At 60.2% G+C, this 25,702-nt stretch carries 25 protein-coding genes; 17 read left to right on the forward strand and 8 right to left on the reverse strand.

Features of this window, described 5'->3' with window-relative positions; genetic code table 11:
* Positions 1-20 precede the first annotated feature (20 nt).
* Positions 21-1,244 carry a urate hydroxylase PuuD gene (locus ACR0I7_RS10845; protein ID WP_480510858.1) on the reverse strand — a complete coding sequence of 408 codons (1,224 nt, stop codon included), beginning with the start codon at positions 1,242-1,244 and terminating at the stop codon, positions 21-23.
* Between the two features lie 96 nt (positions 1,245-1,340).
* On the opposite strand from ACR0I7_RS10845, the gene ACR0I7_RS10850 reads away from it, so the two are divergent.
* Positions 1,341-2,255 carry a LysR family transcriptional regulator gene (locus ACR0I7_RS10850; RefSeq protein WP_480510860.1) on the forward strand — a complete coding sequence of 305 codons (915 nt, stop codon included), beginning with the start codon at positions 1,341-1,343 and terminating at the stop codon, positions 2,253-2,255.
* Between the two features lie 4 nt (positions 2,256-2,259).
* Here the strand turns inward: ACR0I7_RS10850 and uraH are convergent, their stop codons facing one another.
* On the reverse strand, positions 2,260-2,616 hold the full coding sequence (gene uraH / locus ACR0I7_RS10855) for a hydroxyisourate hydrolase (protein ID WP_480510862.1): 357 nt from the start codon (positions 2,614-2,616) through the stop codon (positions 2,260-2,262).
* A 209-nt stretch (positions 2,617-2,825) separates the two neighbouring features.
* Here uraH and puuE point away from each other — a divergent pair, with 209 nt between their 5' ends.
* Complete coding sequence (gene puuE / locus ACR0I7_RS10860; protein ID WP_480510864.1) at positions 2,826-4,244, forward strand: allantoinase PuuE; 1,419 nt, start codon at positions 2,826-2,828, stop codon at positions 4,242-4,244.
* On the forward strand, positions 4,241-4,738 hold the full coding sequence (locus ACR0I7_RS10865; RefSeq protein ID WP_480510866.1) for an ureidoglycolate lyase: 498 nt from the start codon (positions 4,241-4,243) through the stop codon (positions 4,736-4,738). Before puuE ends, ACR0I7_RS10865 begins: the two co-directional genes overlap by 4 nt.
* Here the strand turns inward: ACR0I7_RS10865 and ACR0I7_RS10870 are convergent.
* The 3 genes from ACR0I7_RS10870 to ACR0I7_RS10880 form a co-directional block, all read right to left on the reverse strand.
* A complete protein-coding gene (locus tag ACR0I7_RS10870; protein ID WP_480510868.1) occupies positions 4,735-5,721 on the reverse strand; it encodes a type I glyceraldehyde-3-phosphate dehydrogenase in 987 nt (328 codons plus the stop codon). The genes ACR0I7_RS10865 and ACR0I7_RS10870 overlap by 4 nt on opposite strands.
* 54 nt (positions 5,722-5,775) lie before the next feature.
* Positions 5,776-6,099 (reverse strand): hypothetical protein, encoded by a 324-nt coding sequence (locus tag ACR0I7_RS10875; protein WP_480510869.1) that lies wholly within the window; start codon positions 6,097-6,099, stop codon positions 5,776-5,778.
* Positions 6,100-6,189: 90 nt separating this feature from the next.
* Positions 6,190-7,023 carry a bifunctional allantoicase/(S)-ureidoglycine aminohydrolase gene (locus ACR0I7_RS10880; protein ID WP_480510871.1) on the reverse strand — a complete coding sequence of 278 codons (834 nt, stop codon included), beginning with the start codon at positions 7,021-7,023 and terminating at the stop codon, positions 6,190-6,192.
* 175 nt (positions 7,024-7,198) lie between these two features.
* On the opposite strand from ACR0I7_RS10880, the gene ACR0I7_RS10885 reads away from it, so the two are divergent.
* Positions 7,199-7,555 (forward strand): hypothetical protein, encoded by a 357-nt coding sequence (locus tag ACR0I7_RS10885; protein WP_480510873.1) that lies wholly within the window; start codon positions 7,199-7,201, stop codon positions 7,553-7,555.
* A 5-nt stretch (positions 7,556-7,560) separates the two neighbouring features.
* Here ACR0I7_RS10885 and ACR0I7_RS10890 read toward each other — a convergent pair whose 3' ends face one another.
* The gene (locus ACR0I7_RS10890) at positions 7,561-8,496 is read right to left on the reverse strand and encodes an NAD(P)-dependent oxidoreductase (protein ID WP_480510875.1); all 936 of its coding nucleotides are present in this window, start codon (positions 8,494-8,496) and stop codon (positions 7,561-7,563) included.
* Positions 8,497-8,628: 132 nt separating this feature from the next.
* On the opposite strand from ACR0I7_RS10890, the gene ACR0I7_RS10895 reads away from it, so the two are divergent.
* The 4 genes from ACR0I7_RS10895 (at position 8,629) to ACR0I7_RS10910 (ending at position 12,294) form a co-directional block, all read left to right on the forward strand.
* Positions 8,629-9,858 (forward strand): acyl-CoA dehydrogenase family protein, encoded by a 1,230-nt coding sequence (locus ACR0I7_RS10895; protein WP_480510877.1) that lies wholly within the window; start codon positions 8,629-8,631, stop codon positions 9,856-9,858.
* Between the two features lie 16 nt (positions 9,859-9,874).
* The gene (locus ACR0I7_RS10900; RefSeq protein WP_480510879.1) at positions 9,875-10,675 is read left to right on the forward strand and encodes a thioesterase family protein; all 801 of its coding nucleotides are present in this window, start codon (positions 9,875-9,877) and stop codon (positions 10,673-10,675) included.
* Positions 10,676-10,750: 75 nt separating this feature from the next.
* On the forward strand, positions 10,751-11,398 hold the full coding sequence (locus tag ACR0I7_RS10905) for a DUF1007 family protein (RefSeq protein ID WP_480510881.1): 648 nt from the start codon (positions 10,751-10,753) through the stop codon (positions 11,396-11,398).
* Entirely contained in the window at positions 11,383-12,294 is a 912-nt protein-coding gene (locus ACR0I7_RS10910) for a nickel/cobalt transporter (protein ID WP_480510883.1), read from the forward strand. The genes ACR0I7_RS10905 and ACR0I7_RS10910 overlap by 16 nt, the downstream gene beginning before the upstream one ends.
* Position 12,295: 1 nt before the next feature.
* Here ACR0I7_RS10910 and truA read toward each other — a convergent pair whose 3' ends face one another.
* Entirely contained in the window at positions 12,296-13,063 is a 768-nt protein-coding gene (gene truA, locus ACR0I7_RS10915) for a tRNA pseudouridine(38-40) synthase TruA (RefSeq protein ID WP_480510885.1), read from the reverse strand.
* A 113-nt stretch (positions 13,064-13,176) separates the two neighbouring features.
* Here truA and ACR0I7_RS10920 point away from each other — a divergent pair, with 113 nt between their 5' ends.
* The 9 genes from ACR0I7_RS10920 to ACR0I7_RS10960 all read left to right on the forward strand — a co-directional run bounded on the left by ACR0I7_RS10920 (position 13,177) and on the right by ACR0I7_RS10960 (position 24,932).
* Positions 13,177-14,592 (forward strand): YcjX family GTP-binding protein, encoded by a 1,416-nt coding sequence (locus ACR0I7_RS10920; protein WP_480510887.1) that lies wholly within the window; start codon positions 13,177-13,179, stop codon positions 14,590-14,592.
* Positions 14,589-15,044: an N-acetyltransferase family protein gene (locus ACR0I7_RS10925; RefSeq protein ID WP_480510889.1), complete on the forward strand. Its 456-nt coding sequence runs from the start codon at positions 14,589-14,591 to the stop codon at positions 15,042-15,044. The genes ACR0I7_RS10920 and ACR0I7_RS10925 overlap by 4 nt, the downstream gene beginning before the upstream one ends.
* Positions 15,037-16,029 carry a YcjF family protein gene (locus ACR0I7_RS10930; RefSeq protein WP_480510891.1) on the forward strand — a complete coding sequence of 331 codons (993 nt, stop codon included), beginning with the start codon at positions 15,037-15,039 and terminating at the stop codon, positions 16,027-16,029. The genes ACR0I7_RS10925 and ACR0I7_RS10930 overlap by 8 nt, the downstream gene beginning before the upstream one ends.
* 95 nt (positions 16,030-16,124) lie before the next feature.
* Positions 16,125-17,441: an SDR family oxidoreductase gene (locus ACR0I7_RS10935; protein WP_480510892.1), complete on the forward strand. Its 1,317-nt coding sequence runs from the start codon at positions 16,125-16,127 to the stop codon at positions 17,439-17,441.
* Positions 17,441-17,920: a DUF2269 family protein gene (locus ACR0I7_RS10940; protein ID WP_480511171.1), complete on the forward strand. Its 480-nt coding sequence runs from the start codon at positions 17,441-17,443 to the stop codon at positions 17,918-17,920. The genes ACR0I7_RS10935 and ACR0I7_RS10940 overlap by 1 nt, the downstream gene beginning before the upstream one ends.
* A gap of 103 nt (positions 17,921-18,023) precedes the next feature.
* On the forward strand, positions 18,024-20,774 hold the full coding sequence (locus ACR0I7_RS10945) for a DUF2339 domain-containing protein (RefSeq protein ID WP_480510894.1): 2,751 nt from the start codon (positions 18,024-18,026) through the stop codon (positions 20,772-20,774).
* A gap of 163 nt (positions 20,775-20,937) precedes the next feature.
* Entirely contained in the window at positions 20,938-23,850 is a 2,913-nt protein-coding gene (gene ileS / locus ACR0I7_RS10950) for an isoleucine--tRNA ligase (protein ID WP_480510896.1), read from the forward strand.
* 81 nt (positions 23,851-23,931) lie between these two features.
* Positions 23,932-24,387 (forward strand): methylated-DNA--[protein]-cysteine S-methyltransferase, encoded by a 456-nt coding sequence (locus tag ACR0I7_RS10955; RefSeq protein ID WP_480510898.1) that lies wholly within the window; start codon positions 23,932-23,934, stop codon positions 24,385-24,387.
* A 77-nt stretch (positions 24,388-24,464) separates the two neighbouring features.
* Positions 24,465-24,932 carry a hypothetical protein gene (locus tag ACR0I7_RS10960; protein WP_480510899.1) on the forward strand — a complete coding sequence of 156 codons (468 nt, stop codon included), beginning with the start codon at positions 24,465-24,467 and terminating at the stop codon, positions 24,930-24,932.
* Positions 24,933-24,964: 32 nt separating this feature from the next.
* Here ACR0I7_RS10960 and ACR0I7_RS10965 read toward each other — a convergent pair whose 3' ends face one another.
* Complete coding sequence (locus ACR0I7_RS10965; RefSeq protein ID WP_480510901.1) at positions 24,965-25,663, reverse strand: CDP-alcohol phosphatidyltransferase family protein; 699 nt, start codon at positions 25,661-25,663, stop codon at positions 24,965-24,967.
* Between the last annotated feature and the right edge of the window lie 39 nt (positions 25,664-25,702).

The raw sequence follows: 25,702 nt of genomic DNA on the forward strand, positions 1-25,702 counted from the left end.
TTGGATCAAATCGCGGGGGGCTAAAGGCCCGCATTGCGAAACCAACGAATGATGGCATCGCGATCCTGAGGTTCCATATAGGTCACGTTGGCCGGCGGCATCGCGTGGCTGACCCCCGCCTGCAGGTATATCTGCTGCGCGTTGCGCGCGATGTCGGCTTTGGTTTCCAGCAGAACGCCTTTGGGCGCCCAAAGGATACCCTCCCAGACCGGTTCGCGTGCATGGCACATCGAACAGCGGCCAAGCACGATGTCATGCGCCTCTTCAAACCCCGGCGCTGAGGCGAATTTCTGTTCGTAAGGCGTGAGCGCTTGCGCCTCGGCCTCTTCCAAGGGCTTATACATCGGGGCCGTCGACAGCCACACGATGGCGATGAACAGCAACGCGGTGACCAGCCAGGTCCAGGTCGGGTTCCCCGCACGGGCGTGGCGGGTGTTGAAATAGTGCCGGATCGTGACACCCATCAGAAAAACCAGCGCTGCGATGATCCAGTTGTATTCGGTCGCAAAAGCCAGCGGGTAGTGGTTCGACAGCATCAAGAACACGACCGGCAGCGTCAGATAATTGTTGTGCGTCGACCGCAGCTTTGCGATCTTGCCGTATTTCGGGTCCGGCGTGCGCCCGTTTTTCAGGTCATCCACCACGATCCGCTGGTTGGGCATAATGATAAAGAACACATTGGCTGTCATGATCGTCGCGGTGAAGGCCCCCAGGTGCAGCATCATCGCACGGCCCGTGAAGATTTGATTGTATCCCCAGCCCATCGCCACAAGAAGGACGAACAGCAGCACCATCAAAAGCGTGGGGCTTTCGCCAAGGCTCGATTTGCACAGGAAATCATAGACCAACCAGCCAACAGACAGCGAGGCGGCCGAAATCAGAATGCCCTGCCACAGCGCCAGATCCGCTTTTTGTGCATCGATCAGATACAGCTCGCCACCGACCCAATAGATGATCATCAGCAGCGCCGCCCCGCTGAGCCAGGTAGCGTAGCTTTCCCATTTGAACCAGGTCAGATGTTCGGGCATGCGGTCCGGGGCAACCAGGTATTTCTGGATGTGATAGAACCCGCCGCCATGCACCTGCCATTCTTCTCCGTCAGCCGGGCCGGGAATGTCACGGTTCAGGCCAAGGTCCAGCGCGATGAAGTAAAAAGATGATCCGATCCAGGCAATGGCGGTGATGACGTGCAACCAGCGCACGGCAAAGGCCATCCAGTCCCAGAACACCGCGAAGTCGTACATAAATGAGGTCTCCGATTGCTTGGGGCCACACTAGGCAAGCGCGCTTTTCTTCGGTATTCCCGTATATTGTCAAACTGTATCAAAAAAAACGATAAGATGTCCTATCTCGACAATATCCGCACCTTTGTCAGGGTCTATGATCTGGGCAGCATGTCGGCTGCAGGGCGGGATATGCGTATCTCACCCGCTGTGACATCGGCGCGCATTTCGCAGCTGGAGGATCATCTGGGTGTGCGTTTGTTTCAGCGCACGACGCGCAATCTGAGCCCCACCGAACAGGGGCGGGCATTTTATCCGGGGGCGGTCGGGGTTCTGGACGCGGTGGACGAGGCTGAGGCGCAGGTTGTCCATCTGACCGAAGCGCCGCGCGGCTCGCTGTTTGTGGCTGCTCCGCTGGGGGTTGGGCGCAGGCTGCTTGCGCCGCATGTTCCCGATTTTCTGTCGGAATACCCCGAGATTGATGTCCGGTTGCGTTTGACGGATCGGGCTGTGGACCTGACGACCGAGGGGCTGGATCTGGCGTTCTTCATCGGCCAGCCCGAAGACAGCACGCTGCGTATCCGCAAGATCGCAGATTGCCCGCGCGTTTTATGTGCCGCGCCCGACTATGTGGCCCGCTGGGGGATGCCGCAAACAGGGGCAGAGCTGATAGCGGACGGTCACGAATGCCTGAACCTGCGCTTTCCCGGTGCGACTGAATTCCAATGGCTGCTGGAGACATCCAATGGTCCAAAGCGCTATGCCGTCTCGGGCCGTTTCGAATGCGATGATGGCGACGTTCTGACCGATTGGGCCTTGTCAGGGCAGGGCATCGCAATGAAACCCGTCTTTGAGGTTGCCGATCACCTAAAGGCTGGGCGTTTGGTCAAAGTCGCCGAGCAGACGCCGCCGGTGCCGGTTCAGATGGCCTGTCTCTATACCCATCGCCGTCATCAGGACCCTAAGGCGCGCCTGTTCATGGACTTCATGATCGCTCACATGGCCAAAGTGGTGAAGGGCGCGGAAAGCTGACGGGTCAGCTGCCGCGATAGGTCGAATAGCCAAAGGGCGACAGCAGCAGGGGCACGTGATAATGCGCCTCAGCATCCGACATGCCAAAGCGGATCGGAATCTGATCCAGAAACAGCGGGTCGCCGGTCGCCTGACCCGTTCCCCGCAGATAGTCGCCGGTAAAAAAGATCAACTCATAGGTCCCGGTTTTGAACTTCTCTTGTGGCAGGATGGGGCTGTCGGTTCGGCCATCCGCATTGGTTTCCATCTCAATCAGCTTTTTGTGCGAATTGCCTGACACGCGATACAGCGCGATTTTCAGCCCCTGCGCGGGGCAGCCCCGTGCGGTGTCCAATACATGGGTTGTCAGATAGCCGGCCACCGTGATCTCCTGTCGTATCGCTGAGTTTCAGATTTGCCGCAGGTCACGCAACTTGGCAAACAGGTTTCGTTTGACACAGTCTGGGTTCAATGCCGAGACTTTGGGAACGTAGAAAGAAATGGAAACAGCGTTCGGATTGATTTGATAATCGTATCGTATTTTCTGCGGTATTGAGTGCTTAACTTAACAAAATCAAGGCGAAAGACAGCATGCAGCCCCCTCGTTATCCCCGCGACATGATCGGATACGGTGCCAACCCGCCCGATGCGCAATGGCCCGGTGGGGCCAAATTGGCCGTTCAGATTGTGCTGAACTACGAGGAAGGTGGCGAAAACTGTGTTTTGCACGGGGATGCGGCGTCCGAGGCGTTTCTGTCCGAAATCGTCGGCGCCGCGCAATGGCCCGGGCAGCGTCATTGGAATATGGAATCCATCTATGAATACGGCGCGCGGGCCGGGTTCTGGCGGTTGCATCGGCTGATGCGGGATTTGCCGATTACGGTTTACGGTGTGGCGACGGCGCTGGCGCGTTCACCCGATCAGGTCGCCGCGATGACAGAGGCCGGTTGGGAAATCGCCAGCCATGGTCTGAAATGGGTCGAACACAAAGACATGCCCGAAGAGGAAGAGCGCGCGCAGATTGCCGAGACGATCCGCCTGCATACCGAGGTCGTCGGGGATCGGCCACACGGCTGGTACACCGGTCGCTGTTCCGACAACACCGTTCGGCTGGTCAGCGAAGAGGGCGGCTTTGCCTATGTTGCAGATACCTATGCGGATGATCTGCCCTATTGGATGCAGACCGGCGGGCGGGATCAGTTGATCGTGCCCTATACGCTGGATTGCAACGATATGCGGTTTGCAACGCCGCAGGGCTTTAACGCGGGCGATCAGTTCTACTCCTATCTCAAAGACAGCTTTGATGCCCTGTATGCTGAGGGTGAGGCCGGTGCGCCAAAGATGTTATCGATCGGTCTGCATTGCCGGCTGATTGGTCGGCCCGGTCGTATCATGGCCCTCAGGCGGTTTCTGGACTACGCACGCGGGTTTTCCGATGTCTGGTTCGCCACCCGGTTGCAGATTGCCGAACACTGGGCGCTTGCGCATCCCCCGCAAGACCACGCGAAGCCATCGCAGATGGGCAGGGAGGCGTTTGTGCAGACTTATGGAGGCATCTTCGAGCACTCGGCCTGGATTGCCGAACGCGCCTATGATCTCGAGTTGGGTCCTGCACATGACACGGCTGGGGGGCTGCACAACGCTCTGACCCGCACCTTCCGCTCTGCCTCGGACGACGAGCGGTTGGGCGTCCTGACGGCGCATCCCGATCTGGCCGGTAAGCTGGCGCAGGCGAAACGCCTGACGCAGGAGAGTACATCCGAACAGGCTTCAGCAGGGTTGGACGCGCTGACGGATGAAGAACGGGCCAGCTTTACCGATCTCAACACCCGGTATACCCAGAAATTCGGGTTTCCTTTCATCATCGCCGTGCGCGACCATGACAAGGCCTCGATCCTGCAGGCGTTTCAGCGCCGCATCGACCATGACCGCGACACCGAGTTCGCCGAAGCGTGTCGCCAAGTCGAGCGTATTGCCGAATTCCGGTTGCGGGATCTATTGCCGTCATGAGTCAGAAAATCGTGATCGAACCAATTTCGGCGGACGCCTTTGCGCCCTTTGGCGATCTGATCGACATCGCTGGCACGCCCGACAAGATCATCAATCAGGGGCAGTGCGGGCGGTATCATGACCGTGCCCTGCTGGATTTCTCGGACGGGCATGCCGGGATCAGCCTGTTTAACGCCAACCCGCGCACCTTGCCGTATCAGCTGGATATGGTCGAGCGTCACCCCGATGGCAGTCAGGCTTTCATCCCTATGACGCATCAACCCTTTCTGATCATCGTCTCACCGGATGAACGCGGACGGCCGGGCGTGCCGCGTGCCTTTGTCACACAGGCTGGGCAGGCGGTGAACTATCACCGTGGCACGTGGCATGGTGTGCTGACGCCCTTGCACGGTCCCGGTCTGTTTGCCGTGGTTGACCGGATCGGCGACGGTGCCAATCTTGAGGAATTCTGGTTCGACACGCCCCGTCAGGTGATAGAGGCGCAGCCGGGTTAGCTGGACGTCATCAGGCGGGCAACATCCAGCATACGGGCTGAGAATCCCCATTCATTGTCATACCAACCGAACACCCGCACCTGTTGTTGGCCGACCATGCGGGTTTCCGGCCCGGCGATCACCAGTGATTCAGGCCGCGCCCGCAGGTCAGATGAGACCAGCGGCATATCGGTCCAGCCCAGCACGGGTGAGCCCTCAACCTGCTGACGCAGGCTGGTGCGGAATGCATTTTCGCTCATGGGTTCGGCCAAAGTAACAACCAAATCCACAGCGGATACGCTGGCCGTCGGCACCCGGACAGCCGCGCCCGAGATACGCCCCGCCAGATGCGGCAGAACCACATCGATCAGATGTGTTGCGCTGGATGTTGTCGGCACCATCGACATTGCCCCCGCACGCGACCGCGCAAGGTCGCCACGCGGGGCGTCAACCATGGGCTGGCTGTTGGTATAGCAATGGATCGTTGTCATATGGCCCGAGACGATGCCGCCAAGCCCATCCAGAAGCTTGACCAAAGGCGCAAGGCCGTTGGTCGTGCAAGAGGCGTTTGAGACGATCTGTGCGGTTCCAAGCTGTTCTTCGTTGGCACCTAAAACGATGGTGGTTTCGGCGGCAGGTGAGGGGCCCGAAATCAGAACTTTTTTGGCCCCCGCGGTCAGCCCACGACTGGCCACATCGGATGTCCGCGCGATACCAGTGCAATCCAGCATGACATCCACGCCGGTCAGGTCTACGCGGGTCAGGTCCGCGCTGTGAGACATAGGAACGACGCGCCCGTCAACACTCAGCCCGGCATCGCTTGCGTGAACCTCACCGGGGTAGGGGCCAAAGGTGCTGTCGTATTTGAACAGATAGGCGCAGGTCTCAAGCGGTGCGATATCGTTGATCAGCACCAGCTCGATATCCGAGTCCTGCCGCAGGGCCAGAACCTGTCGCAGAATCGTGCGGCCGATGCGGCCGAATCCGTTAATCGCGAGTCTCATGCGCAAGCTATGGCAGGCAGGTCAGGCGATCTCAATGACAGTATTGTACCAATATCAGCCGCAACTGACCTGCGAAAAGAACTGGCCCGAAATGTTCTGATACATGCTGGGCGCGATCACCTTGCATCCGGTCGCCTGCTGAATCGCAGCGATGGCCTGAATGGTCCGCAACCGTGGCGGAGGGCCAAACGGGTTCAGATTGTTGTTGTCCCGCGTGGCACGATACACCAGCGGCGCGTCCGAGATTTGCGTCACCGCCCAGGTGCGGCTCATGACAAAGACGGATTTCGTGGGCTCTTTGGCCGCTGCGGATGTCATGTCAAAGGCTGCCAATGCGGCGATTGCGGCAAGCGCCGATAAAGATGCGCGCAGTTTCATGGCCTATCTCCAATACTCGCAAATAAGAATTCAAAGCGATTTCAGCAAATTCTGGCGAGGCTGTGAACCCCCGCCGCCAGAATTTGAACTTTATCGCCCGCCCAATGTCAGCGGCATATGCCGGTTTACATCCTTATACAGCAGATATCGGAACCGGCCCGGCCCCCCGGCGTAACAGGCCTGCGGGCAAAAGGCGCGCAGCCACATATAGTCGCCAGCCTCAACCTCGACCCAGTCCTGATTGAGCCTGTAGACCGCTTTTCCTTCCAGAACATACAGCCCATGTTCCATCACATGCGTTTCTGCAAACGGGATCACGCCTCCGGGTTCGAACGTCACGATGGTCACATGCATGTCGTGGCGCAGGTCCTGCGGGTCAACAAACCGTGTTGTCGACCAGCGTCCTTCGGTTCCCGGCATCGGGGTTGGCGCGATGTCCCGTTCGTTGGTGACAATCGGGTCCGGGGCCGGCAGACCCTCGACCGCCTCATAGGCCTTGCGTATCCAATGAAAGCGCGCAACTGCATCCCCGCGATTGTGCAACACCCATTCAGTTTGCGGAGGGATATAGGCATAACCGCCGCTCTCCAGAATATGCTCGACGCCAGCGATGGTCAGCGTCACCGCCCCTTCGACGACAAAGATCACGCCCTCGGCCTTTGGATCGGTCTCAGGGCGGTTGCTGCCGCCGTTGGGCTGAACTTCCATGATGTATTGCGAGAATGTTTCGGCAAAACCGCTCAGCGGGCGAGAGAGAACCCACAACCGCGTCCCTTCCCAGAACGGCAGATAGCTGGTGACAATGTCGCGCATCGTGCCTTTGGGAATTACCGCATAGGCATCCGTAAACATGGCACGGTCGGTCAACAGCTGATCCTGACCTGGGTGCCCGCCGGTGGGTGCATAGTACTTGGGATGTGCCATCTGGTGCCTCGGGTTCGTTTCTGCGGCACTATGCCGGGAATAGATACGCGCTCCTAGCGCTGGCCTTGCGATAGGATTGTTCGGGATATTTTGAAGGTGAGCGCGCGGGGCTTGGCCGCGCCGCCGCTGCGGTATATCCTTGAGCGTAAACGTATTTCAAAACAGTGAGGCCAGCATGAAAGCTTGGGTTTCAGGTGCATTGATTGCCACGATGCTTGCCGGTGGGGCAGGGATGGCGCAGGCCAAATCCCTGTCACGGATCATCGCAGAGACGGGGCTGAGCCCTGCGGATTTCGAAGTTCTCAGCGCCGCGTCCACCACTTTGCTGACGGGTGGTACGCCCAGTGCGGGTCGCGAACAGAGCTGGGTGAATGATCAGACCGGATCAAAGGGAACAATTCGGATACGCGATGTGCAGGGCAATTGCGTCCACCTTCAGCATTTCATCCAGCCCGAAGGCGCGGATGCGACCCGCGAAATCAGAACGCGGCAGTGCAAGGATGCCGATGGCAACTGGTTGCTGACGCCCTGACGGTTTCAGTACCCGCGCGCCCTGTCGACCTCGTGCAGCAGGTCGGCACCGGTGCTCAGCCGGTCAAAATTCTCGGCCACATCTGCCAGCGCATCCCCCAGATGCCAGCCGGACACATGCGGTGTGATCGTTACGCCGGGGTGGTGCCACAACGGGTTGTCTGCGGGCAGAGGCTCGGTTGAGGTGACATCCAGCACCGCATGGCCGGGTGTGCCGCGGTCCAGCGCGGTGATCAGTGCGTCTTCGTCGATTAGATCGCCCCGCCCCGCATTCAGCAACTGGCTGCCGGGTTTCATTACCGCCAGCATCTGTTCATCAAGCAGGCCGATTGTGTCAGGTGTCGACGGCAGGACGGCACAGATATGGTCGCATTGGCCCAAAATCTCGGGCAGCGCGTCCTGACCATGCAGGCAGGTTATGCCTTCGATGCACTTGGGCGAGCGGCTCCACCCCATCACCTGAAAACCCACCGCGCGCAACATGCGCGCCACGCAGCCGCCAATGTGGCCAAGACCCAGAATGCCAACAGTGGAGCTGGGGGTGAAGACCGGTTCTTTCGGGCTCCATTGCGCCTGTGCCTGAGCCATCTCGTAGAACGAAAGATGCCGTTGCTGACGCAGGATATAGGCCAGAAACCACTCGGCAATGCCTTGCGCGGGGGCATCCGCCTTCAGCCGCGTGACCCTGACATGATCGGGCAGGCCGGGGTTGCGCAAGATGGTCTCGACACCGGCGCCAAGCTTTTGCACCAGTTTCAGATTGGGCAGCTTTTTGGGCTGGTCGGCGCTGAACCTGGACAGGGCCAGCATAGTAATCTGGGCCGGATCGCCAAGCGTGTCGGGTGTGCGGATATCCAGATGCGGTGCCTGCTCTCGCAGCTGATCGGCGATTTCCGAATTGGTCATCCAGCCCGACGACCCGGTTTCAATCAACAGCGCCATATTTGCAGTCCTTCAGTTCAAACGCATGCCAGTGACGTTCCGTCACACAACTGGACATGATCACCGCAGCTAAGCCATCCTCGGACCAAAGGTAAAGCCCGACAGGTGCGCCGAAGGAGGGATTTCATCATGATGTCGTTTGGCCTGCGCGAGGAAAACAGCGCGCTGTTGCAGCGTGTTAAAGATATGATCCGCGATGAGATTATTCCGCTGGAAGACGCCTATCAGGCAGAGATCGCAAAGGGGGATCGCTGGCAATACACCAAGCGGCAGGCAGATATCCTCGAAGGGTTGAAGGCCCGTGCCAAAGCCGCCGGGTTGTGGAACTTCTGGCTGACCGACAGCGCAAAGGGGCTTGGGCTGACCACAGTTGAATATGCCCATTTCGCCGAAGAAATGGGCAAGACCCCGTTGGGGGCCGAGGTGTTCAACTGCTCGGCGCCTGACACCGGGAATATGGAGGTCTTCGAACGCTACGGCTCGGCACAGATGAAGGAGCAGTGGCTGCGGCCGTTGCTGGGGGGCGAAATCCGGTCCGCCTATCTTATGACCGAGCCCGATGTCGCCTCATCTGATGCAACCAATGTTTCAATGTCCTGCATACGCGACGGCGCGTCCTATGTTCTGAACGGTGAAAAATGGTGGTCATCGGGCGCCGGTGATCCGCGGTGCCGGGTCTATATCGTGATGGTCAAAACCGGCGATGACAGCCTGCCTGTTCACAAGCGGCACTCGATGATTGTTGTGCCTGCGGACACTGCGGGGATCGAGATTCTGCGGCCCATGGAAGTCTATGGCCACGATGATGCGCCGCATGGGCATATGCATATCCGGTTCACAGGTGTGCGCGTTCCGGCTGAAAGTATTCTGTTGGGTGAAGGGCGCGGGTTTGAGATTGCGCAGGGCCGTCTGGGTCCGGGCCGTATCCATCACTGTATGCGCGCGATCGGGCAGGCCGAGGCCGCATTAGAGCAAATGTGCAAACGCTCCCTGCAACGCGAAGCGTTTGGGAAGAAACTGGCGCAGCTTGGGGCAAATTTCGACATCATCGCGGAATGCCGGATGGAGATCGAAATGACGCGGCTGCTTTGCCTCAAAACCGCTTGGTATATGGATCAGGGCGATGCGCGGGCCGCCGCGCCCTGGATCAGCCAGATCAAGGTCATTGCGCCGCGCGTCGCGCTCAAGGTTATCGACGAGGCGGTGCAGATGTTCGGCGCGCAGGGGATCAGCCAGGATACCCCGCTGGCTGCCGCCTGGACCCATGTGCGGACATTGCGGCTGGCGGATGGTCCCGATGCGGTCCATCGCCGTCAGGTTGCGCGAGCCGAGCTGAAAAAATACACGCAGGAAAAAGTCTGAGCTGCAGGACAACATGATGCAACCCGACCTGAACGAGCAGGCCTTCTTTTGTACAAATGATGACGGGGCTTTTGTCGGCAACGATGCCGCGCGCGGGCCATGGTCTGCCGATCACTGCCATGCCGGGCCGGTCGCAGGTCTGATCGCCCGCGCAGCCGAAATTGAAATCGGCCCTGAAAAGATGCTGACACGGCTGACCATCGATTTGCTGCGCCCTCTGCCGCTGGCTGGCTTGCGGGTCGCAGCAGAGACAACGCGCCATACCCGTACAGTGGGGACCACGCGCATTACCGTGCATGATCTGGATGATACGCTTTGTGCGACGGCAACTACCATGCATCTGGTCCGGAAACAGCTGACAGACGTGCCGAATGTCAGTATCCGGCCACCGCGCCTTGAAAACGTGGTGGACGGTCCGTTCCCGATCCGACAGATGCGCCATGACCTGACCTGTTTCGCCCATTTGACGCAAGTTGCTTATCCTGAAGGGGGCAATCAGGAGTATGGCCCAAAAACCATCTGGATGCGCACGCCGCCCCTGTTGCAGGGGGAAACACCTTCGCCGATCCAGTCGCTTTGCCCGTTGGCCGATTGTGGCAATGGGATTTCCCTGAACGCTGCCACGACCGAGATGGGGTTTATGAACACTGACCTAACGGTACAGATTCATCGCGAGCCTGTTTCAGACTGGTTGGCCGCAGATTCTGTATCCCATTGGCAGGGCTCGGGCATTGGAATGTCGCAATCAATTCTTTTTGACACCGAAGGGCCCGTGGGATCAGCGTTGCAGACACTGGTGCTGTTCCCTCCGGGCTGAGACGCGCTGGCGGGTTTTTGCGCTGCGTTGCGGAAACACATTGCCGCCGCCCATTACGCGCCCTATCTTCCCGGCATGCGCTGGCTGACAACACTCCTGACCTGCTGCCTGCCCATTCCGGCAGTGGCCCATCCGCATGTCTTTATCGACACCGGGTTAGAGTTCTTTGTCGATGAGAAGGGGCAGCTGACCCATGTCCGGGTGACCTGGGCCTATGATGATCTCTATTCGCTGTTGATCCTCGAAGACATGAGGCTGGATCAGGATGGCGATGGTGTATTGACCGAGGGTGAGAAGCGGTTCCTGTCGGGTTTCGACGCAGAATGGGTGGATGGATATAACGGCGATCTGGTCGTCAGGTCCGGTGGAGAAATCGTTGCCCTATCCGGCCCGACTGAGCCGACCGCAACCACCGAGGATGGCCGGATCGTGACCAGCCATCTGCGCGCGGTCGAAGCTGGTGCAGTCCCAACCGCCAAGCTGTCGGCCAAGGCGTTTGATGAAAGCTATTATACCGCATATGAGATCACGCGCCCGGTGACGGTCACCGGGCCGGTGTCCTGCACGATCGAACGCATCGATCCTGATATTGACGGTCAGCTTGCCCAGATGCAGGCCTTCCTGCGCACGCTGGATGCCAGCTATGACCTTGAGGAGAATGACATTCCTTTGGTCGGCGAAGAGTTTGCGGCTGAGATACGCGTGTCATGTCCAAATACCTGATCGTACCTGTTGCGCTCGCCATTGGATTGCTTCTCTGGTTCTGGGGCAGCGGTGGTTTTGACCAACTGGCCGCATGGGCGGCTGGCGAGCAGCGCGAGTTTCAGAACCAGATTGCCCGGTCCCTGCGCGCCGCTCGGGCCGAGCACCCGGAAGCGGTTGCAACTGTTTTGACTGTCTGCTTCGCCTATGGGTTCTTTCACGCGATCGGCCCCGGTCACGGCAAGGTTCTGATCGGCGGTTACGGGTTGGGTCGGCAAGTGGCTTTCTGGCGCTTGTCCGCCATCAGCGTTCTATCCAGCCTGGGGCAGGCCGTGACGGCGATTGTGCTGGTCTATACAGGCGTTCTGATTTTCCAGATGTCGCGTGAGAGCCTTGTAGGAACCACCGAGCAGGTGATGGCCCCGATCAGCTATGCTGCGATTGCGGCGATTGGGTTTTGGCTGGTATTTCGAGCCATCCGGGGATTCCGGCGTCGAATGCCCGCCCAGCCCAAGGATGGCCATCACCACCATCACCACGACCATGGAACCTGCTCGGAATGCGGTCATCGTCATGCTCCAACGGCTGAAGAGGTGGCACAGGTTGGAACTCTGCGTGAGGCGCTGTTACTGATCGCGGGGATTGCAGCGCGCCCCTGCACGGGTGCGTTATTCGTGCTGATCCTGACGTGGCAGATGGGGATTGCCGCCGTCGGTATTGCCGGGGCTTTTGCCATGGCGCTGGGCACCGCGCTGGTGACGACCCTTGTGGGGTGGACCTCGTTTGGATTGCGCGGAGGGCTGCTGGCCTCGGCCTCAGCGACGCGGTTTGCATCCGTGCTGGCGCCGACCATTGAACTGGCGGCTGGTTTGATTATTGCGGTGATTGCTGGCGGGCTTCTGCTCCGCGCGATCTAGGTCAGTCGAAGACCGGATAAGGGTATCCGACCCGCGCCAGATAAAGGCCCTGCGGTGGGCAGACAGGCCCACAGGCCGCGCGATCGGCCGCTTTCAATGCGTCATGGACATCGTCGGGGCTCCACGAACCTGCGCCGACGCGTTCCAGTGTCCCGACAAAACTGCGGACCTGATTGTGCAGGAACGACCGGGCCCGGACATGAAAATGCACCTCTGGGCCGGAAAAGCCGACAACCTGTTCGACGCGCAATTCGTCCAGCGTTTTGACCGGGCTCGCTGCCTGACAGATGGACGAGCGGAAGGTGGTGAAATCATGCCGCCCGATCAGTATATCTGCCGCATCCTGCATGGCTTGCACATCTAGCCTGTGATTGATCTGCCAGACCTGGCCCTTGTCATGAGTTGCCGGTGCGCGGCGCATCAGGATGCGGAACAGGTATTGCCGTTCCAATGCAGTAAAACGCGCATGCCAGTCATCATCCACCAGCGCTGCCGCCACAATGGCGACGGGCTGCGGCTTAAGGTGATAGTTCAGCGCCTCAGACAGGCGAAAGGGATCCCAATCTTTGACCAGATCGCAATGGGCCACTTGTCCCAGCGCATGCACACCAGCGTCTGTTCGACCGGCGGCGGCGATTGTATGTTCGCCCGGCTGGATGCGGGACAGCGCCTGTTCTATGGCTCCCTGAACCGACGGCAGCTCTTTTTGCCGCTGCCACCCGGCAAACGGTTCCCCCTGGTATTCAACTTTGAGCGCGTATCTGGGCATGGGCTGCTGGTATCGCGCCGGACGCGCCCGGGCAAGGGTGGTTCGGCAAAAGCTCTGGCAAGTTCTGCGCCCTCTACCTATCTTGGAGCAAACGATAATTGCGGGGCGGCGGCTTGGTCATCTCATCATTGGCAGACAGTCTTGTGCGCGGTGTCGAATCCGTGGGTGACCGGGTGTCTGAAACGCTGTTCGAGCCGGTCATCCGGTTGGGTGTCACGGGATTGGCGCGTTCCGGCAAGACGGTGTTCATCTCATCGTTGGTCGCCAACCTGCTGGACCGTGGGCGCATGACCGGGCTGGCTGCCCAACAGGAAGGCCGCATCAGCGCCGCCTATCTGCAACCGCAACCAGATGACACCGTGCCGCGCTTTGACTTCGAAGCGCATATGGCGGCCCTAACTGGCTCCGCGCCGCACTGGCCCGAGAGCACGCGCGCGGTGTCAGAGCTGCGCTTGTCCTTCAAGGCACGCCCCGCGGGTCTGTTGGCGGGATTGCAGGGACCTCGAACCGTGCACCTTGATATCGTCGACTATCCCGGTGAGTGGCTGCTTGATCTGGCATTGCTGGAAAAATCCTATGAGGTCTGGTCGCAGGAAACGCTGGACCGTATTGAGAAACGGGCTGAGGCGCAGGATTATCTTGCGCTTGCCCGCACCACCGATCCGGCCGCATCGCATGAGGAAACAACCGCGCAGGCGCTGGCAGCTGCCTTTACGACCTATCTCAATACAGCGCGGGATGCCGGGTTCTATGACTGCACGCCGGGGCGTTTCCTGTTGCCGGGTGATCTGGCGGGCTCGCCGGTTCTGACCTTTGCTCCGCTGCCCGTCGCGGGCTCGTCTCGCCGCCGCACATTGCACCGCGAGATGGAGCGCCGCTATGAGGCCTACAAAGCGCAGGTCGTGAAACCGTTCTTTCGGGATCACTTTGCCCGGATCGACCGGCAGGTTGTTCTGGTTGATGCGCTGGGCGCGATCCACAAAGGCCCGCAAGCGGTCGAGGATATGCGTCGGGCAATGGGTGATATCCTGTCGGCCTTTCGACCGGGTCGGAATGCCTGGCTGAGCCAGCTGTTGCTGGGCAAGCGGGTCGAACGCATCCTCTTTGCCGCCACCAAGGCCGATCATCTGCATCACTTGCAGCACCCCCGCCTGACCGCGATTATGGAGGCTTTGACGCGCGAGGCCCGCGACCGTGCCAAGTTCGCGGGGGCCGAAACCACAGCGCTGTCCCTTGCGGCGTTACGGGCTACGACCGAAGAAATGCGCAGCCACAATGGCGCGGAGTTGCCCTGTGTGCGTGGCACTTTGCTGGACAGCGGAAAAATGGCTGCCTTCTATCCCGGTGATCTGCCCGAAGACCCCGCGCATCTGCTGACTCCGGCCCGCGATGGGGCGGAGGGGTGGCTGGGGGAGGATTATGGGTTCATGGCCTTTGCGCCCGCACAATTGACGCTGCGGCCCGGCGATGGCCCGCCCCATATCCGTCTGGACCGCGCCGCACAGTTCCTGATTGGAGATCGCCTGTGACCGTCAACCTAAGGCCCGCGCGCAGCACGGACGCCGGGGCAACCGGCACGATCCTGCATGGTTTTGCGCGCGAGAACGTCTGGATGCCTGAACTGCATTCCTGCGCCGAGACGATCTCTTTTTGTGGTTCAATGATTGATCGGGGGTGGGTCACGGTTGCCGTTCGTGATGACAAAGTGGTTGGGTTTCTCGCGCTGAAAGGATCTGAAATTCACTCCCTCTACCTGACCGCGCAGGCGCGGGGGCACGGGATTGGCCGACAATTGCTGGACCGGGCCAAGTCGCAACGCGATACGCTGTCACTGTTTGCCTTTCAGGCCAACGAACCGGCCTGTCGTTTCTATGCGCGCAACGGCTTTGTTGAAGCCGCCCGTAGCGATGGTGCGCAGAATGACGAGAACCTGCCGGATATCAAGTTCACATGGCAAAGAGAGGGAATGGTCAATGGCTAAAGGCCCGGTTCTGATAGACCTCGACGATGATCAGGAGCCTGCCGTGGATGTGTCAGCGGCCCCGCCGGTTCCCGATATTGCCCCGCCGCAGGGTCAGGCCATGCAGACAGCGGCGCGGATTGCTGCGCGCAAACCCTCGGTTCTGTCACGGTGGTTCTGGGGGCTGGCGCTGGCGGTGATCGGGGCGATCGCCTCGGTCAGTGCCTGGGATTTCGCGACGTCTCTGGTTACACGATCGCCGCTGCTGGGGGGGATCGTGACCGGCCTGATCGGCGCATTGGTTTTTGTCGCCCTTATCATCGCGGTCCGGGAATTGGCGGCGATTGGCCGATTGTCGCGGGTCGACAACATGCGGCGTTCGGCAGACGCTGCACTGGCTGATGCTGATCTGGCGCAGGCCCGCGCGGTAACCAACCGGCTGATCGCATTTTACAAAGGGCGTGACGATACCCGTTGGGGCCGAGACCGACTGGCTGAGCGGATGGAAGAACAATTTGATGCCTCCGGGCTGTTTGCACTGGCCGAGGATGAACTGCTGGCCCCTCTGGACGCCGCCGCCAGCCGCGAGGTTGAAGCCGCCGCGCGGCAGGTAGCAACCGTGACCGCTCTGGTCCCCCTGGCGCTTGCGGATGTGGTGACGGCGCTTGCGTCCTCGTTGCGGATGATCCGTCGGGTCGCGGAAATCTATGGCGGTCGGGCCGGATTTCTGGGCAGTTGGCGTCTGACACGGGCCGCCTTTGTGCATCTGGTCGCAACCGGAGCCGTCGCCGTTGGGGATGATCTGCTGGAGCCGGTTCTGGGTGGTTCGGTTCTAAGCAAACTGTCCCGGCGATTTGGCGAAGGGCTGGTCAATGGCGCACTGTCTGCCCGTGTTGGCGTTGCCGCGATGGAGGTCTGTCGCCCGCTGCCTTTTTCAACCCGTCATAAGCCCTCGACACGTGGCATGGTCAAACGCGCGCTGAGCGGATTGTTCTCGAAAGGCTGAGGCTGCCATAACCTGTCCCGATGTCGCAGACCCAGCAACGGCGCTGGTCTGCCGATATCATTCGGCTAAGCTGGCCAAAACGGAACAGAGTGATCATGCCGCAGCAGACAGTGAGTGAAAAAACCGTCCTGGTTCTGGGCGCTTACGGGTTTATCGGGGCAGCGGTCATGCGCGCGCTCCGGGTTGACGGCGCGCGCGTCAGGGGGATGGTGCGCGATGTCGAAACCGGTGCCAAAGTTCTGCCGGGGGCCGAGTTGATCAGTGGTGACCTCAGAACCCTGCAAAATCCGTCGAACTGGCAGGCCGCGCTGACTGGCATTGATGTGGTTGTAAACTGTGCCGGGGCCTTGCAGGACGGCGGGGCCGATGATCTTGAGGCCGTGCATCATCGGGCCATTGCCGCTTTGGGCGCCGCCAGCGCGCAATACGGCGTGGCGATTGTTCAGATATCCGCCATCGGGGCAGAGCCGGACGCAACAACCCGGTTTATGCGTACGAAATCAGCTGGTGATGCAGCGCTGCGCGCGTGTGGGGCGCGGGTGTGGATCCTCAAGCCCGGACTGGTAATCGGGCAGAACGACTATGGTGGGACGGCGTTGCTGCGGATGCTGGCAGCCGTCCCCTTTGCACAGCCGATCGCGTATCCGGCGACGCCGTTACAGTGTACGGGGATGGATGATCTGTGCCGTGCGGTGGGATCGGCGATTGATGACACACTTCAGCCGGGAACCTATGATCTGGTCGAAGAGACAGCCCATCCTTTATCCGAAGTGCTTGCAGAAACGCGGTGTTGGTTGGGGTTTCCGGCGGCGCGGGTCACTTTGAAAATGCCGCAGATGTTGACGCGTGGAATTGCGCGCGCGGCAGATGCTCTTGGTCAGCTGGGGTGGCGCTCGCCCTTGCGCAGCAACGCGATGACGGTGATGGAGCAGGGTGTGGTGGGTGATCCAGAACCCTATCGGCAAGCCACCGGCCGGTCGTTGACGTCTTTGCAGGACATCTATGCTGGATTGGTTGCTGCCCGCGAACATCGTTTAACGGCGCGCATGACCCTGCTGATGCCCATGGTGATATCGGTGTTGTGCCTGTTCTGGGTGTTGTCCGGTCTGTTTGGTCTGGTCGGGTTGTCGCAAGCAAAGTCAGTTTTGCTTGATGCGGGCTGGTCTGCCCCGGCGGCTGCGGTCAGCGTTGTGTTTTGGTCCGTGGTGGACATCGCCCTAGGGCTGGGCGTGCTGGTGCGGCCCTGGGCCAAACGAGTTTGCTTGGCTCAGGTCATGGTCGCCGGGTTTTATCTGCTTGCCGCAACTGTGGCTGTGCCCGCCTTGTGGGGGGACCCGCTTGGGCCACTAGTCAAGATCCTGCCGGCGATGATGCTGTCGCTGATTGCATGGCCCATGTTGGAGAGCCGCTGATGGATCCTGACCTGATCCTGCGCTGGCTGCATGTGATCGGCGCTTGCGTATTGCTGGGCACCGGTGCTGGGATTGCGTTTTTCATGCTGATGGCGCACCGCAGCAGGGATCCGCGTGTTATCGCACACACGGCTGGCATTGTTGTGTTGGCGGACCTCATGTTCACCACAATTGCTGTGATCGTGCAGCCGATCACTGGTGCCTGGCTGGCGTGGCGGCTGGGTTGGTCGCTGACCGAGGGGTGGATCGTTCTGTCGCTGCTGCTCTATGGCGTGGCGGGGGTGTTTTGGCTGCCGGCCGTTTGGATTCAGGCGCGTCTGCGCGATTATGCACGGCAAGCGGTGGCGCAGGATGAACCTTTGCCTGCTGCGCATCATCGTTTGTTTCGCATCTGGTTTGCCTGCGGTTTTCCGGCCTTTCTGGCGGTGCTCGCCATTATCTGGCTGATGCTGGCCCGCCCCGATATAGCGCTGTTTTAGCCTGAACCGAGGGGCAACAGGATAAATCTATCCGGATTTCCAGACTGTTGCCCGCTGCAGGGGCGGGTTAGGTTCGGCCTGAATTTTGGTCGGAGGCATTTGTTTGGAATCCCTGCTTGTTCTCGTTGGTCTGATTATTCTGGCCATTCCGGTTTCTATCATCGTGCTGCTGGTCGGTCAGGCGCGCCTGCGCAAACGGGTGGAGCAGCTTGAGCGTCAGCTGCTGGAAGCTGGTTCCGAGATGCCTACACAAGCTGCGCCCTTGCGCACGGGCGCGCCCGATGCTGTGCAAACGCCTAAGGAAGACCAGACAAAGCCATGGATCGCGCCGAAGGCCGAGGAACGGGAACCCAAAGCAGAAGAGCCGCAAATACCTGCGGCAGAAGCGCCACAAACCCCTTCCGAGGCCGGGCCAGATGACCCGCAAACCGGCGCCATCGTGTTTCGCGAAGATCGCCTGTCCGCGCTGGGCGCATGGCTGCGCGAGAACTGGTTTTACGCAGTATCGGCGCTGTCATTGGCGTTGGCGGGCATCTTTCTTGTTCAATACGGCGTGGAAAACGGCCTGTTGCCACCCACTGCGCGGGTCATGGCGGCGCTGGCCTTTGGTGCCGCGCTGATCGTGGCGGGCGAAGTTGTCCGCCGCCGCTTTGGGGATGATGAGGACTCTGCCACTGCCTATCTCCCGTCCGTTTTCTCAGGCGCGGGCCTTGTCACGCTATTCGGCGCGGTCCTGTCTGCGCGGCAGCTTTATGATTTGATCAGCCCCGAGGCGGCGCTGGCGGGAATGGTCGCGATTGCACTGATTGGATTGGTTCTGGGCTGGTTCCATGGGCCGTTGCTGGCCGCCGTTGGCCTGATCGGAGCTTTTGCTGCACCGTTTGTGGTCGGAGGGTCGTCAGATGATCCGTCCTGGCTTTATGGCTACTTCCTAGTTATCGCGGTGCTGGGGCTGGGTATCGATACGGTGCGCCGCTGGGCTTGGGTGTCGGTGCTGACGCTGATTGGTGCCTACAGCGTTTCGATCCTGTTGGTGCTGTCGTCACCATCCACTGAACCGGCTTACCTGAGCTATGTCACGGCGCTGGCCCTGATCGCGATCGCCATACCGATCCGACGGATCTGGCCGGATCATGCCGGACCGATGGTGTCCGAGATGGTGCGCCCGAGACAAGTCATCCGCTGGCCCGAATTTCCAACCCGGCTGGCCTTTGGCTCCGTTGTTGCAAGCTCGGTGATCCTGTCGTTGCACTGGGCCGATACAGCCACAGAGTTCTGGCTGACCATCACCCTGTTTTCCGTCCTGTTGCTGGCGCTGATCCTCTGGGCAAAAGACGCGCGCGCCTTGCAGGATCTGACGGTGTTTCCCGTACTGGGCCTTGTCTGGGCGGTCTTTGCCCATGGTTTGGACTGGGGCGTTGTCGTACAGACATTCGCCGCCACCTACGCGGAAACGGCCGAGGCCGATTATCCAATGGTCGTCACTGCGCTTGTGGGGCTAGGGGCCGTCATCACCCTGCTTGCAGCCTGGAGGTCATCGCAGGGCGGGCGCTATGCTGTGGTCTGGGCCGGAGGGGCGGCTCTGTTTGCGCCGGTAATGGCCATCGCGCTGGAGATTGGCTGGCGTCCTGCGGATGTGATCGGGGCCTATCCCTGGGCGCTGCACGCTATTGCGCTGGGCGCCTTGATGGTCTTTCTGGCGGAACGGTTTGCGCGCGTTGATGGCGACAACCGTATGCGGCCGGCGCTGGCCACGTTATCTGCGTTGTCATGTCTGGCTTTTGCCTGCGTGATCGTTCTCAGCTCTGCGGCGCTGACAGTTGCTCTGGTCGTCACCGTTGTGATTGCGGCGGCTCTGGACCGTAAGTTTACCTTGCCACCGATGAGCTGGTTCATCTGGGCTGGTGTCTTTTCGATCACCGTGCGGCTGGTGCTGACCCCCGGCTTGGTTTGGGCAGATCAGGCGCCGGTGGCCGAGATGGTGATGGTCTATGGCGGGGCCACCCTAGGCTTCCTGATCGGCTGGTGGCTGCTGAAGCCCTTGAAGCGCCCGATTGCCTCACTGCTGCTGGAAAGCGCGGCATGGGCGACCGGCGGTATTCTGTTGTCGCTGCTCTTGCTGCGCTGGCTCGAAGGGTTTGGCGAAGGCGGGGCGGAGAACAGCCATTGGGGGCTGGGCCTGCTGGCGGTGATCTGGCTGCTGCTGGCCTTCGCACAGGTGCAGCGATTTGAACTGGGGGGCAAGCTGACCTATGCCCGCTATCTTCTGGCGGGCTTCTTTGCCCTGCACGCGATTGCCCGCCTGGCCGAGGCGCTGACCGAGCGCAATCCGCTGGTCAACCCATATACGGACCCGGTGCTGGGGCCGCCCGTGCTGAATACGCTGGCGGTTGCTTACCTGCTGCCCGCGCTGGTTATTGGCCTGTCGGCATGGCGTTTGCCCGCGATCCCGCTGCGCTTGCGGCAAGTCAGCTATGCGGTTGCGGGCGCGCTGGCCGCGTTCTGGCTGGGGTTGGTGATCCGCCATTTCTGGCAGGGGGGCAGCGGAATGTATGAGGGCAACGGCGTCACCCAGCCCGAGCTCTATACCTATACGCTGACCCTGTTGGTGATCGGCGCCGTGCTGTTCTATCAGTCGCTGGCCCGCCAATCGGACCTGATGCGCAAGGCCGGGTTGGCGGTGATCGGGCTGGCTGTCGCCAAGGTATTCCTGATCGATATCGCGGGGCTGGGCGGTCTGATACGGGTGTTCTCGCTGCTTGCGCTGGGGCTGGCGCTGGCCGGGTTGGCGTGGCTGAACCGCTGGGCCACGTTGCGCCATTCGCCGCAGGAGGCGGAACCTCTGGACCATTAGACACAGCCGTCCTATAAGCGCGGCCATGTTTGCCCGTTTGGCCATCATTATTCGAATTATATCCCCGGCGCTCTGATCCTCGAGACGCCGGGCAAAGGTGTTTGAGACTTCGCACCGACCGCATCGATCCTAGTACGACCAGATCATCCAAAGGACGCCCAAAATGTGCGCCGACACGACCCAAACACCTGACTACAAAGACACGCTGAACCTGCCCAAAACTGACTTTCCCATGCGCGCTGGCCTGCCCAAGCGTGAACCCGCATGGCTGGAGCGCTGGGAAAAGATCGGCGTTTATGACCGCCTGCGTGAGAAACAGGGCCGCACGCCTTTTACGCTGCATGACGGCCCGCCCTATGCCAACGGCCACCTGCATATCGGCCACGCGCTGAACAAGACCATCAAGGACATGATCGTGCGGTCGCATCAGATGATGGGTTACGACGCGCGCTATGTTCCCGGCTGGGACTGTCACGGTCTGCCGATCGAATGGAAGATCGAGGAACAGTACCGCAAGAAGGGCAAGAACAAGGATGAGGTGAACATCGTCGACTTCCGTCAGGAATGCCGCAAGTTCGCCGAGGGCTGGATCGACATCCAGCGCGAAGAGTTCAAGCGCTTGGGCATCACCGGCAACTGGCCTGCCCCCTACATCACCATGGACTATCACGCCGAGGCCGTGATTGCGGATGAGTTCATGAAGTTCCTGATGAACGGGACGCTTTATCAGGGTTCGAAACCTGTCATGTGGTCACCCGTCGAAAAAACCGCGCTGGCCGAGGCCGAGGTCGAGTATCACGACAAGGACAGCTTCACCATCTGGGTGAAATTCAAAGTCGTGAATGCGGGTGATCTGGATGACGCATTCGTGGTGATCTGGACGACAACTCCGTGGACCATGCCGTCGAACAAGGCGGTGGTCTATGGCAAGGATATCTCCTACGGCCTCTACGAAGTCACTGGCGCGCCGGATGAATGCTGGGCCAATGTGGGCGACAAATTCCTGCTGGCGGACAATCTGGCTGCTGATGTTCTGGGCCGTGCGCGCCTGAGCGACGACCAGTGGGCCCGTGTCCGTGACGTGACCGCCGATGAGCTAGCGGGCGTGCAATTGACCCACCCCCTGGCAGGAACCGAAGGTGGCAATGGCGAGTGGGACGACATCCGCGACTTCCGCGCCGCTGAGTTTGTGACCGATACCGAAGGCACCGGTTTCGTCCACTGTGCGCCGTCGCACGGGATGGAGGAATTTGAACTCTACCGCGATTTGGGCATGCTGGAGCAGGTCATCACCTATAACGTGATGGACGACGGCTCGTTCCGCGCTGATCTGCCGTTCTTTGGCGGCAAATACATCTTGTCCCGCAAGGGCGGCGAAGGGGATGCCAACAAAGCCGTCATCGACAAGCTGGCCGAGGTCGGCGGGCTGCTGGCGCGTGGCAAGATCAAGCACAGCTATCCGCATTCGTGGCGCTCGAAGGCTCCGATCATCTATCGCAACACGCCGCAATGGTTTGCATCCGTCGACCGCAAGCTGGATGACGGCATGGGCGAGATGGGCGACACCATCCGTGAACGCGCGCTGCGCTCGATCGACGAGCTGGTGAAATGGACGCCGCAGACCGGTCGCAACCGTCTGTATTCGATGATCGAAGCGCGCCCGGATTGGGTTCTGTCCCGCCAGCGCGCCTGGGGCGTGCCGCTGACCTGCTTCACAAAGAAGGGCGCTCTGCCCACCGACGCAGATTACCTGCTGCGCAACGACGAGCTCAACGCCCGCATCAAAGCGGCGTTTGAGCAGGACGGCGCGGATATCTGGTACACCGACGGGTTCAAGGAAAAGATCCTCGACGGGATCGCCAACCCGGATGATTACGATCAGGTCTTCGACGTTTTGGACGTCTGGTTCGACTCGGGCTCGACCCATGCCTTCGTACTGCGCGACCGTGATGACGGCACCGAAGACGGCATCGCGGACGTTTATATGGAAGGCACCGACCAGCACCGCGGGTGGTTCCATTCGTCGATGCTGCAGGCCTGCGGCACCAAGGGGCGCGCGCCTTATCGCAATGTTGTAACCCACGGCTTTACGCTGGATGCCAAGGGCAACAAGATGTCCAAATCGCTAGGCAACACCATCGTGCCGGAAGAGGTCGTCAAGCAATACGGCGCCGATATCCTGCGTCTGTGGGTGGCCCAGACCGACTATACTGCTGACCAGCGGATCGGGCCGGAAATCCTGAAAGGCACCGCCGACAGCTATCGCCGCCTGCGCAATACGATGCGGTTCATGCTGGGCTCGCTGGCGGACTTCAGCGAGGCCGACCGCGTCGCACCCGAGGATATGCCGCGTCTGGAGCGCTGGGTGCTCAGCCGTCTGGCCGAATTGGATGAGCAGGTCCGCAAGGGCTATGCCTCGTTCGATTTCCAGGGCGTGTTCAGCGCTGTCTTCACCTTTGCCACGGTCGATCTGTCGTCCTTCTATTTCGACGTGCGTAAGGATGTTCTGTATTGCGACGGTGACAGCGACCGCCGCCGCGCCGCGCGTACAGTGCTGGATATCCTGTTCCATCGCCTGACCACATGGCTGGCCCCGGTTCTGGTTTTCACCATGGAAGAGGTCTGGCTGGAACGCTTCCCCGGTGATGACAGCTCGGTCCATCTGGTCGACTTCCCCGAAACGCCTGCCGACTGGCGCAACGCCGAGCTTGAGGCCAGCATGGCCAAGGTCCGGCGCGTTCGCCGCGCGGTTACGGCGGCGCTGGAAATCCAGCGTCAGGACAAGGTGATCGGCTCCAGCCTTGAGGCCGCGCCGATTGTGCATGTCGAAGACGCAGAAACCCGCGATCTGCTCGCGACTTTCGACGTGGACGATATGTGCATCACCTCGGGTCTGACCGTGTCCGGTGATCCGGCCCCAGCCGAGGCATTCCGGGTGCCCGAAATCGAAGGCGTTGGCGTTGTCTTTGAAAAGGCCGTCGGTGAGAAATGCCAGCGGTGCTGGAAAATCCTGCCGGATGCGGGCCTGCACGCCCATCCGGGGGTTTGCGGGCGGTGTAACGACGCGCTTGGCTAACCTGACTTAAGCCCGCTCCAATATTTGGGGCGGGTTTTTTGTGACGTTGCACTGGCGCGCGCGATCTGCCAGCCTGCGCCTATGCCGATGATTTCCGTTGATACGCAGTTCGGGCGCCTTGGTGTCGAAGAGACAGATGGCGCGTTGACGCGCCTGGTCTGGGATGGTCGAAACGACGGCCCGGAAACACCGCTGTTGCAAGAGGCCGCGGCGCAGCTGACGGCCTATGCCGAGGGGCGTCTTGAGACGTTTGACCTGCCGTATCGCATCAAAGGATCCGAGTTCCAACGGCAGGTGTGCGATCTGATGTTTGCAATCCCCTTTGGCGAGACACGCACCTATGGCGATATCGCCAAAGAGCTTGGCCAGCCCGCGCAACCCGTGGGTCAGGCCTGCGGCGGAAACCCTATTCCCATCATCATTCCCTGCCATCGCATCCTGGCTACAAATGGTCTGGGCGGCTTTTCCGGGCAGGGCGGGGTCGAGACCAAAGTTGCGCTCTTGCGCCATGAGGGTGCCGCAAGCCTGCTGATTTGAGCCTCTGAATTTTTGTTGCAATCCGATAGGGAGCGGCCCACCTTATAATCAGTGCTGAATTCAAAGGATTGCATTGCATGACTGCTGAAACAGATCGCGCCGCCCGCAAAAAGGCCATCATCGACCGGCTGATGTCGCTGGAAGAGCAGGAACTGGCGACGGCGCAGGCGCATTACGATGCGTTCCTGAAGGATGCTCAGTTGGATGATCGCGAAGGGCACGACAAGGATGATATCGCCGCCTCACGCGAGAATGCGGATTTGGCGGCGGCCTTTGATGCGCCGGTTCATGCCCATCACGCCAAAATTGATGTGATCGAAAACACCGATTTTGGGGTAACGGACACAGTTCAACCGGGCGCGGTGATCAAGTTCAACAACAGGCGTTTTGTGGTCTGTGTGTCGACCACCCGCTTTGATGTGGACGGAAAAACCTATATGGGGATTTCCACGCAAAGCCCGATTTATCTGGCGATGGTCGGCCTGAAGGCAGGGGACTATTTCACCCATAACGGCGAAGAGTTCGAGGTGCAGGACGTCCTGTAACCTCGACCCTCAATGCGACTGAGTGTGACGTTTTAAGACAGCTTGCGTTGGGGGATCAGTTGCTGTGCAATTCCGGCGAAGACCAGATAGAGGCTTGTGATCACCAGCCCCCAATGCGCCCAGCTTTCGGGGTGGAAATCGACCCAGGCGGCCCAACCGGCAAAGAAAGTCCAGGCCAGCGCCATCGGCAGCGTCAGGCTGCGCCAGCGTTCAGTGCGGACGGGGTGGACGAATTTCATCGGCAGGAACATTGCAATCGCCAGCAAGGTGACCAGCACAAGACTGAACCAGAAATTGGGCTCGAGCGCGAAGATCACGATCACCACCATATTCCAGCATCCCGGAAAACCAGAGAAAGAGTTATCCTTGGTTTTCATGCGGGTATCAGCAAAATACATCGCGCTTGCAAAGGTAATGACAATGATCGCAAACCAGCCGGTCCAGCCGTCCATCAAGCCAGATTTGAACAAGGCATAAGCCGGAATAAAGACATAAGTCAGGTAATCGATGATCAGATCCAGTAGAACGCCATCAAATTCTGGGGCATTCTGTTTGACGTGATAATGCCGCGCCAGCGGGCCGTCGATGCCGTCTACGATGAAAGACACCACCAGCCACAGATACATCAGGCTCCACTTTTCCTCGACGGCAGCCAGCATGGCGAGCATCGCAAAAACGGCCCCTGTGGCGGTAAAGAGGTGAACGGCAAGAGCTTTGAATCTGAGTGTCATGCTGGTGTCATGTACGATGCGCGCCAGAGATGCAAAGCA

It is taken from the genome of Ruegeria sp. AM1 (genome assembly GCF_056540745.1).

Bases quoted from the DNA above. Each gene is read 5' to 3' on its own strand.
- ileS (WP_480510896.1), top strand. From the start codon at position 20,938: ATGTGCGCCGACACGACCCAAACACCTGACTACAAAGACACGCTGAAC.
- ACR0I7_RS10930 (WP_480510891.1), top strand. From the start codon at position 15,037: ATGGCTAAAGGCCCGGTTCTGATAGACCTCGACGATGATCAGGAGCCT.
- ACR0I7_RS10845 (WP_480510858.1), bottom strand. From the start codon at position 1,244: ATGTACGACTTCGCGGTGTTCTGGGACTGGATGGCCTTTGCCGTGCGC.
- ACR0I7_RS10875 (WP_480510869.1), bottom strand. From the start codon at position 6,099: ATGAAACTGCGCGCATCTTTATCGGCGCTTGCCGCAATCGCCGCATTG.
- ACR0I7_RS10865 (WP_480510866.1), top strand. From the start codon at position 4,241: ATGAGTCAGAAAATCGTGATCGAACCAATTTCGGCGGACGCCTTTGCG.
- ACR0I7_RS10910 (WP_480510883.1), top strand. From the start codon at position 11,383: ATGTCCAAATACCTGATCGTACCTGTTGCGCTCGCCATTGGATTGCTT.
- ACR0I7_RS10960 (WP_480510899.1), top strand. From the start codon at position 24,465: ATGACTGCTGAAACAGATCGCGCCGCCCGCAAAAAGGCCATCATCGAC.
- puuE (WP_480510864.1), top strand. From the start codon at position 2,826: ATGCAGCCCCCTCGTTATCCCCGCGACATGATCGGATACGGTGCCAAC.
- ACR0I7_RS10870 (WP_480510868.1), bottom strand. From the start codon at position 5,721: ATGAGACTCGCGATTAACGGATTCGGCCGCATCGGCCGCACGATTCTG.
- ACR0I7_RS10940 (WP_480511171.1), top strand. From the start codon at position 17,441: ATGGATCCTGACCTGATCCTGCGCTGGCTGCATGTGATCGGCGCTTGC.
- ACR0I7_RS10895 (WP_480510877.1), top strand. From the start codon at position 8,629: ATGTCGTTTGGCCTGCGCGAGGAAAACAGCGCGCTGTTGCAGCGTGTT.
- ACR0I7_RS10900 (WP_480510879.1), top strand. From the start codon at position 9,875: ATGCAACCCGACCTGAACGAGCAGGCCTTCTTTTGTACAAATGATGAC.
- ACR0I7_RS10935 (WP_480510892.1), top strand. From the start codon at position 16,125: ATGCCGCAGCAGACAGTGAGTGAAAAAACCGTCCTGGTTCTGGGCGCT.
- ACR0I7_RS10890 (WP_480510875.1), bottom strand. From the start codon at position 8,496: ATGGCGCTGTTGATTGAAACCGGGTCGTCGGGCTGGATGACCAATTCG.
- ACR0I7_RS10885 (WP_480510873.1), top strand. From the start codon at position 7,199: ATGAAAGCTTGGGTTTCAGGTGCATTGATTGCCACGATGCTTGCCGGT.
- ACR0I7_RS10955 (WP_480510898.1), top strand. From the start codon at position 23,932: ATGCCGATGATTTCCGTTGATACGCAGTTCGGGCGCCTTGGTGTCGAA.
- truA (WP_480510885.1), bottom strand. From the start codon at position 13,063: ATGCCCAGATACGCGCTCAAAGTTGAATACCAGGGGGAACCGTTTGCC.
- ACR0I7_RS10905 (WP_480510881.1), top strand. From the start codon at position 10,751: ATGCGCTGGCTGACAACACTCCTGACCTGCTGCCTGCCCATTCCGGCA.
- ACR0I7_RS10880 (WP_480510871.1), bottom strand. From the start codon at position 7,023: ATGGCACATCCCAAGTACTATGCACCCACCGGCGGGCACCCAGGTCAG.
- ACR0I7_RS10850 (WP_480510860.1), top strand. From the start codon at position 1,341: ATGTCCTATCTCGACAATATCCGCACCTTTGTCAGGGTCTATGATCTG.
- ACR0I7_RS10965 (WP_480510901.1), bottom strand. From the start codon at position 25,663: ATGACACTCAGATTCAAAGCTCTTGCCGTTCACCTCTTTACCGCCACA.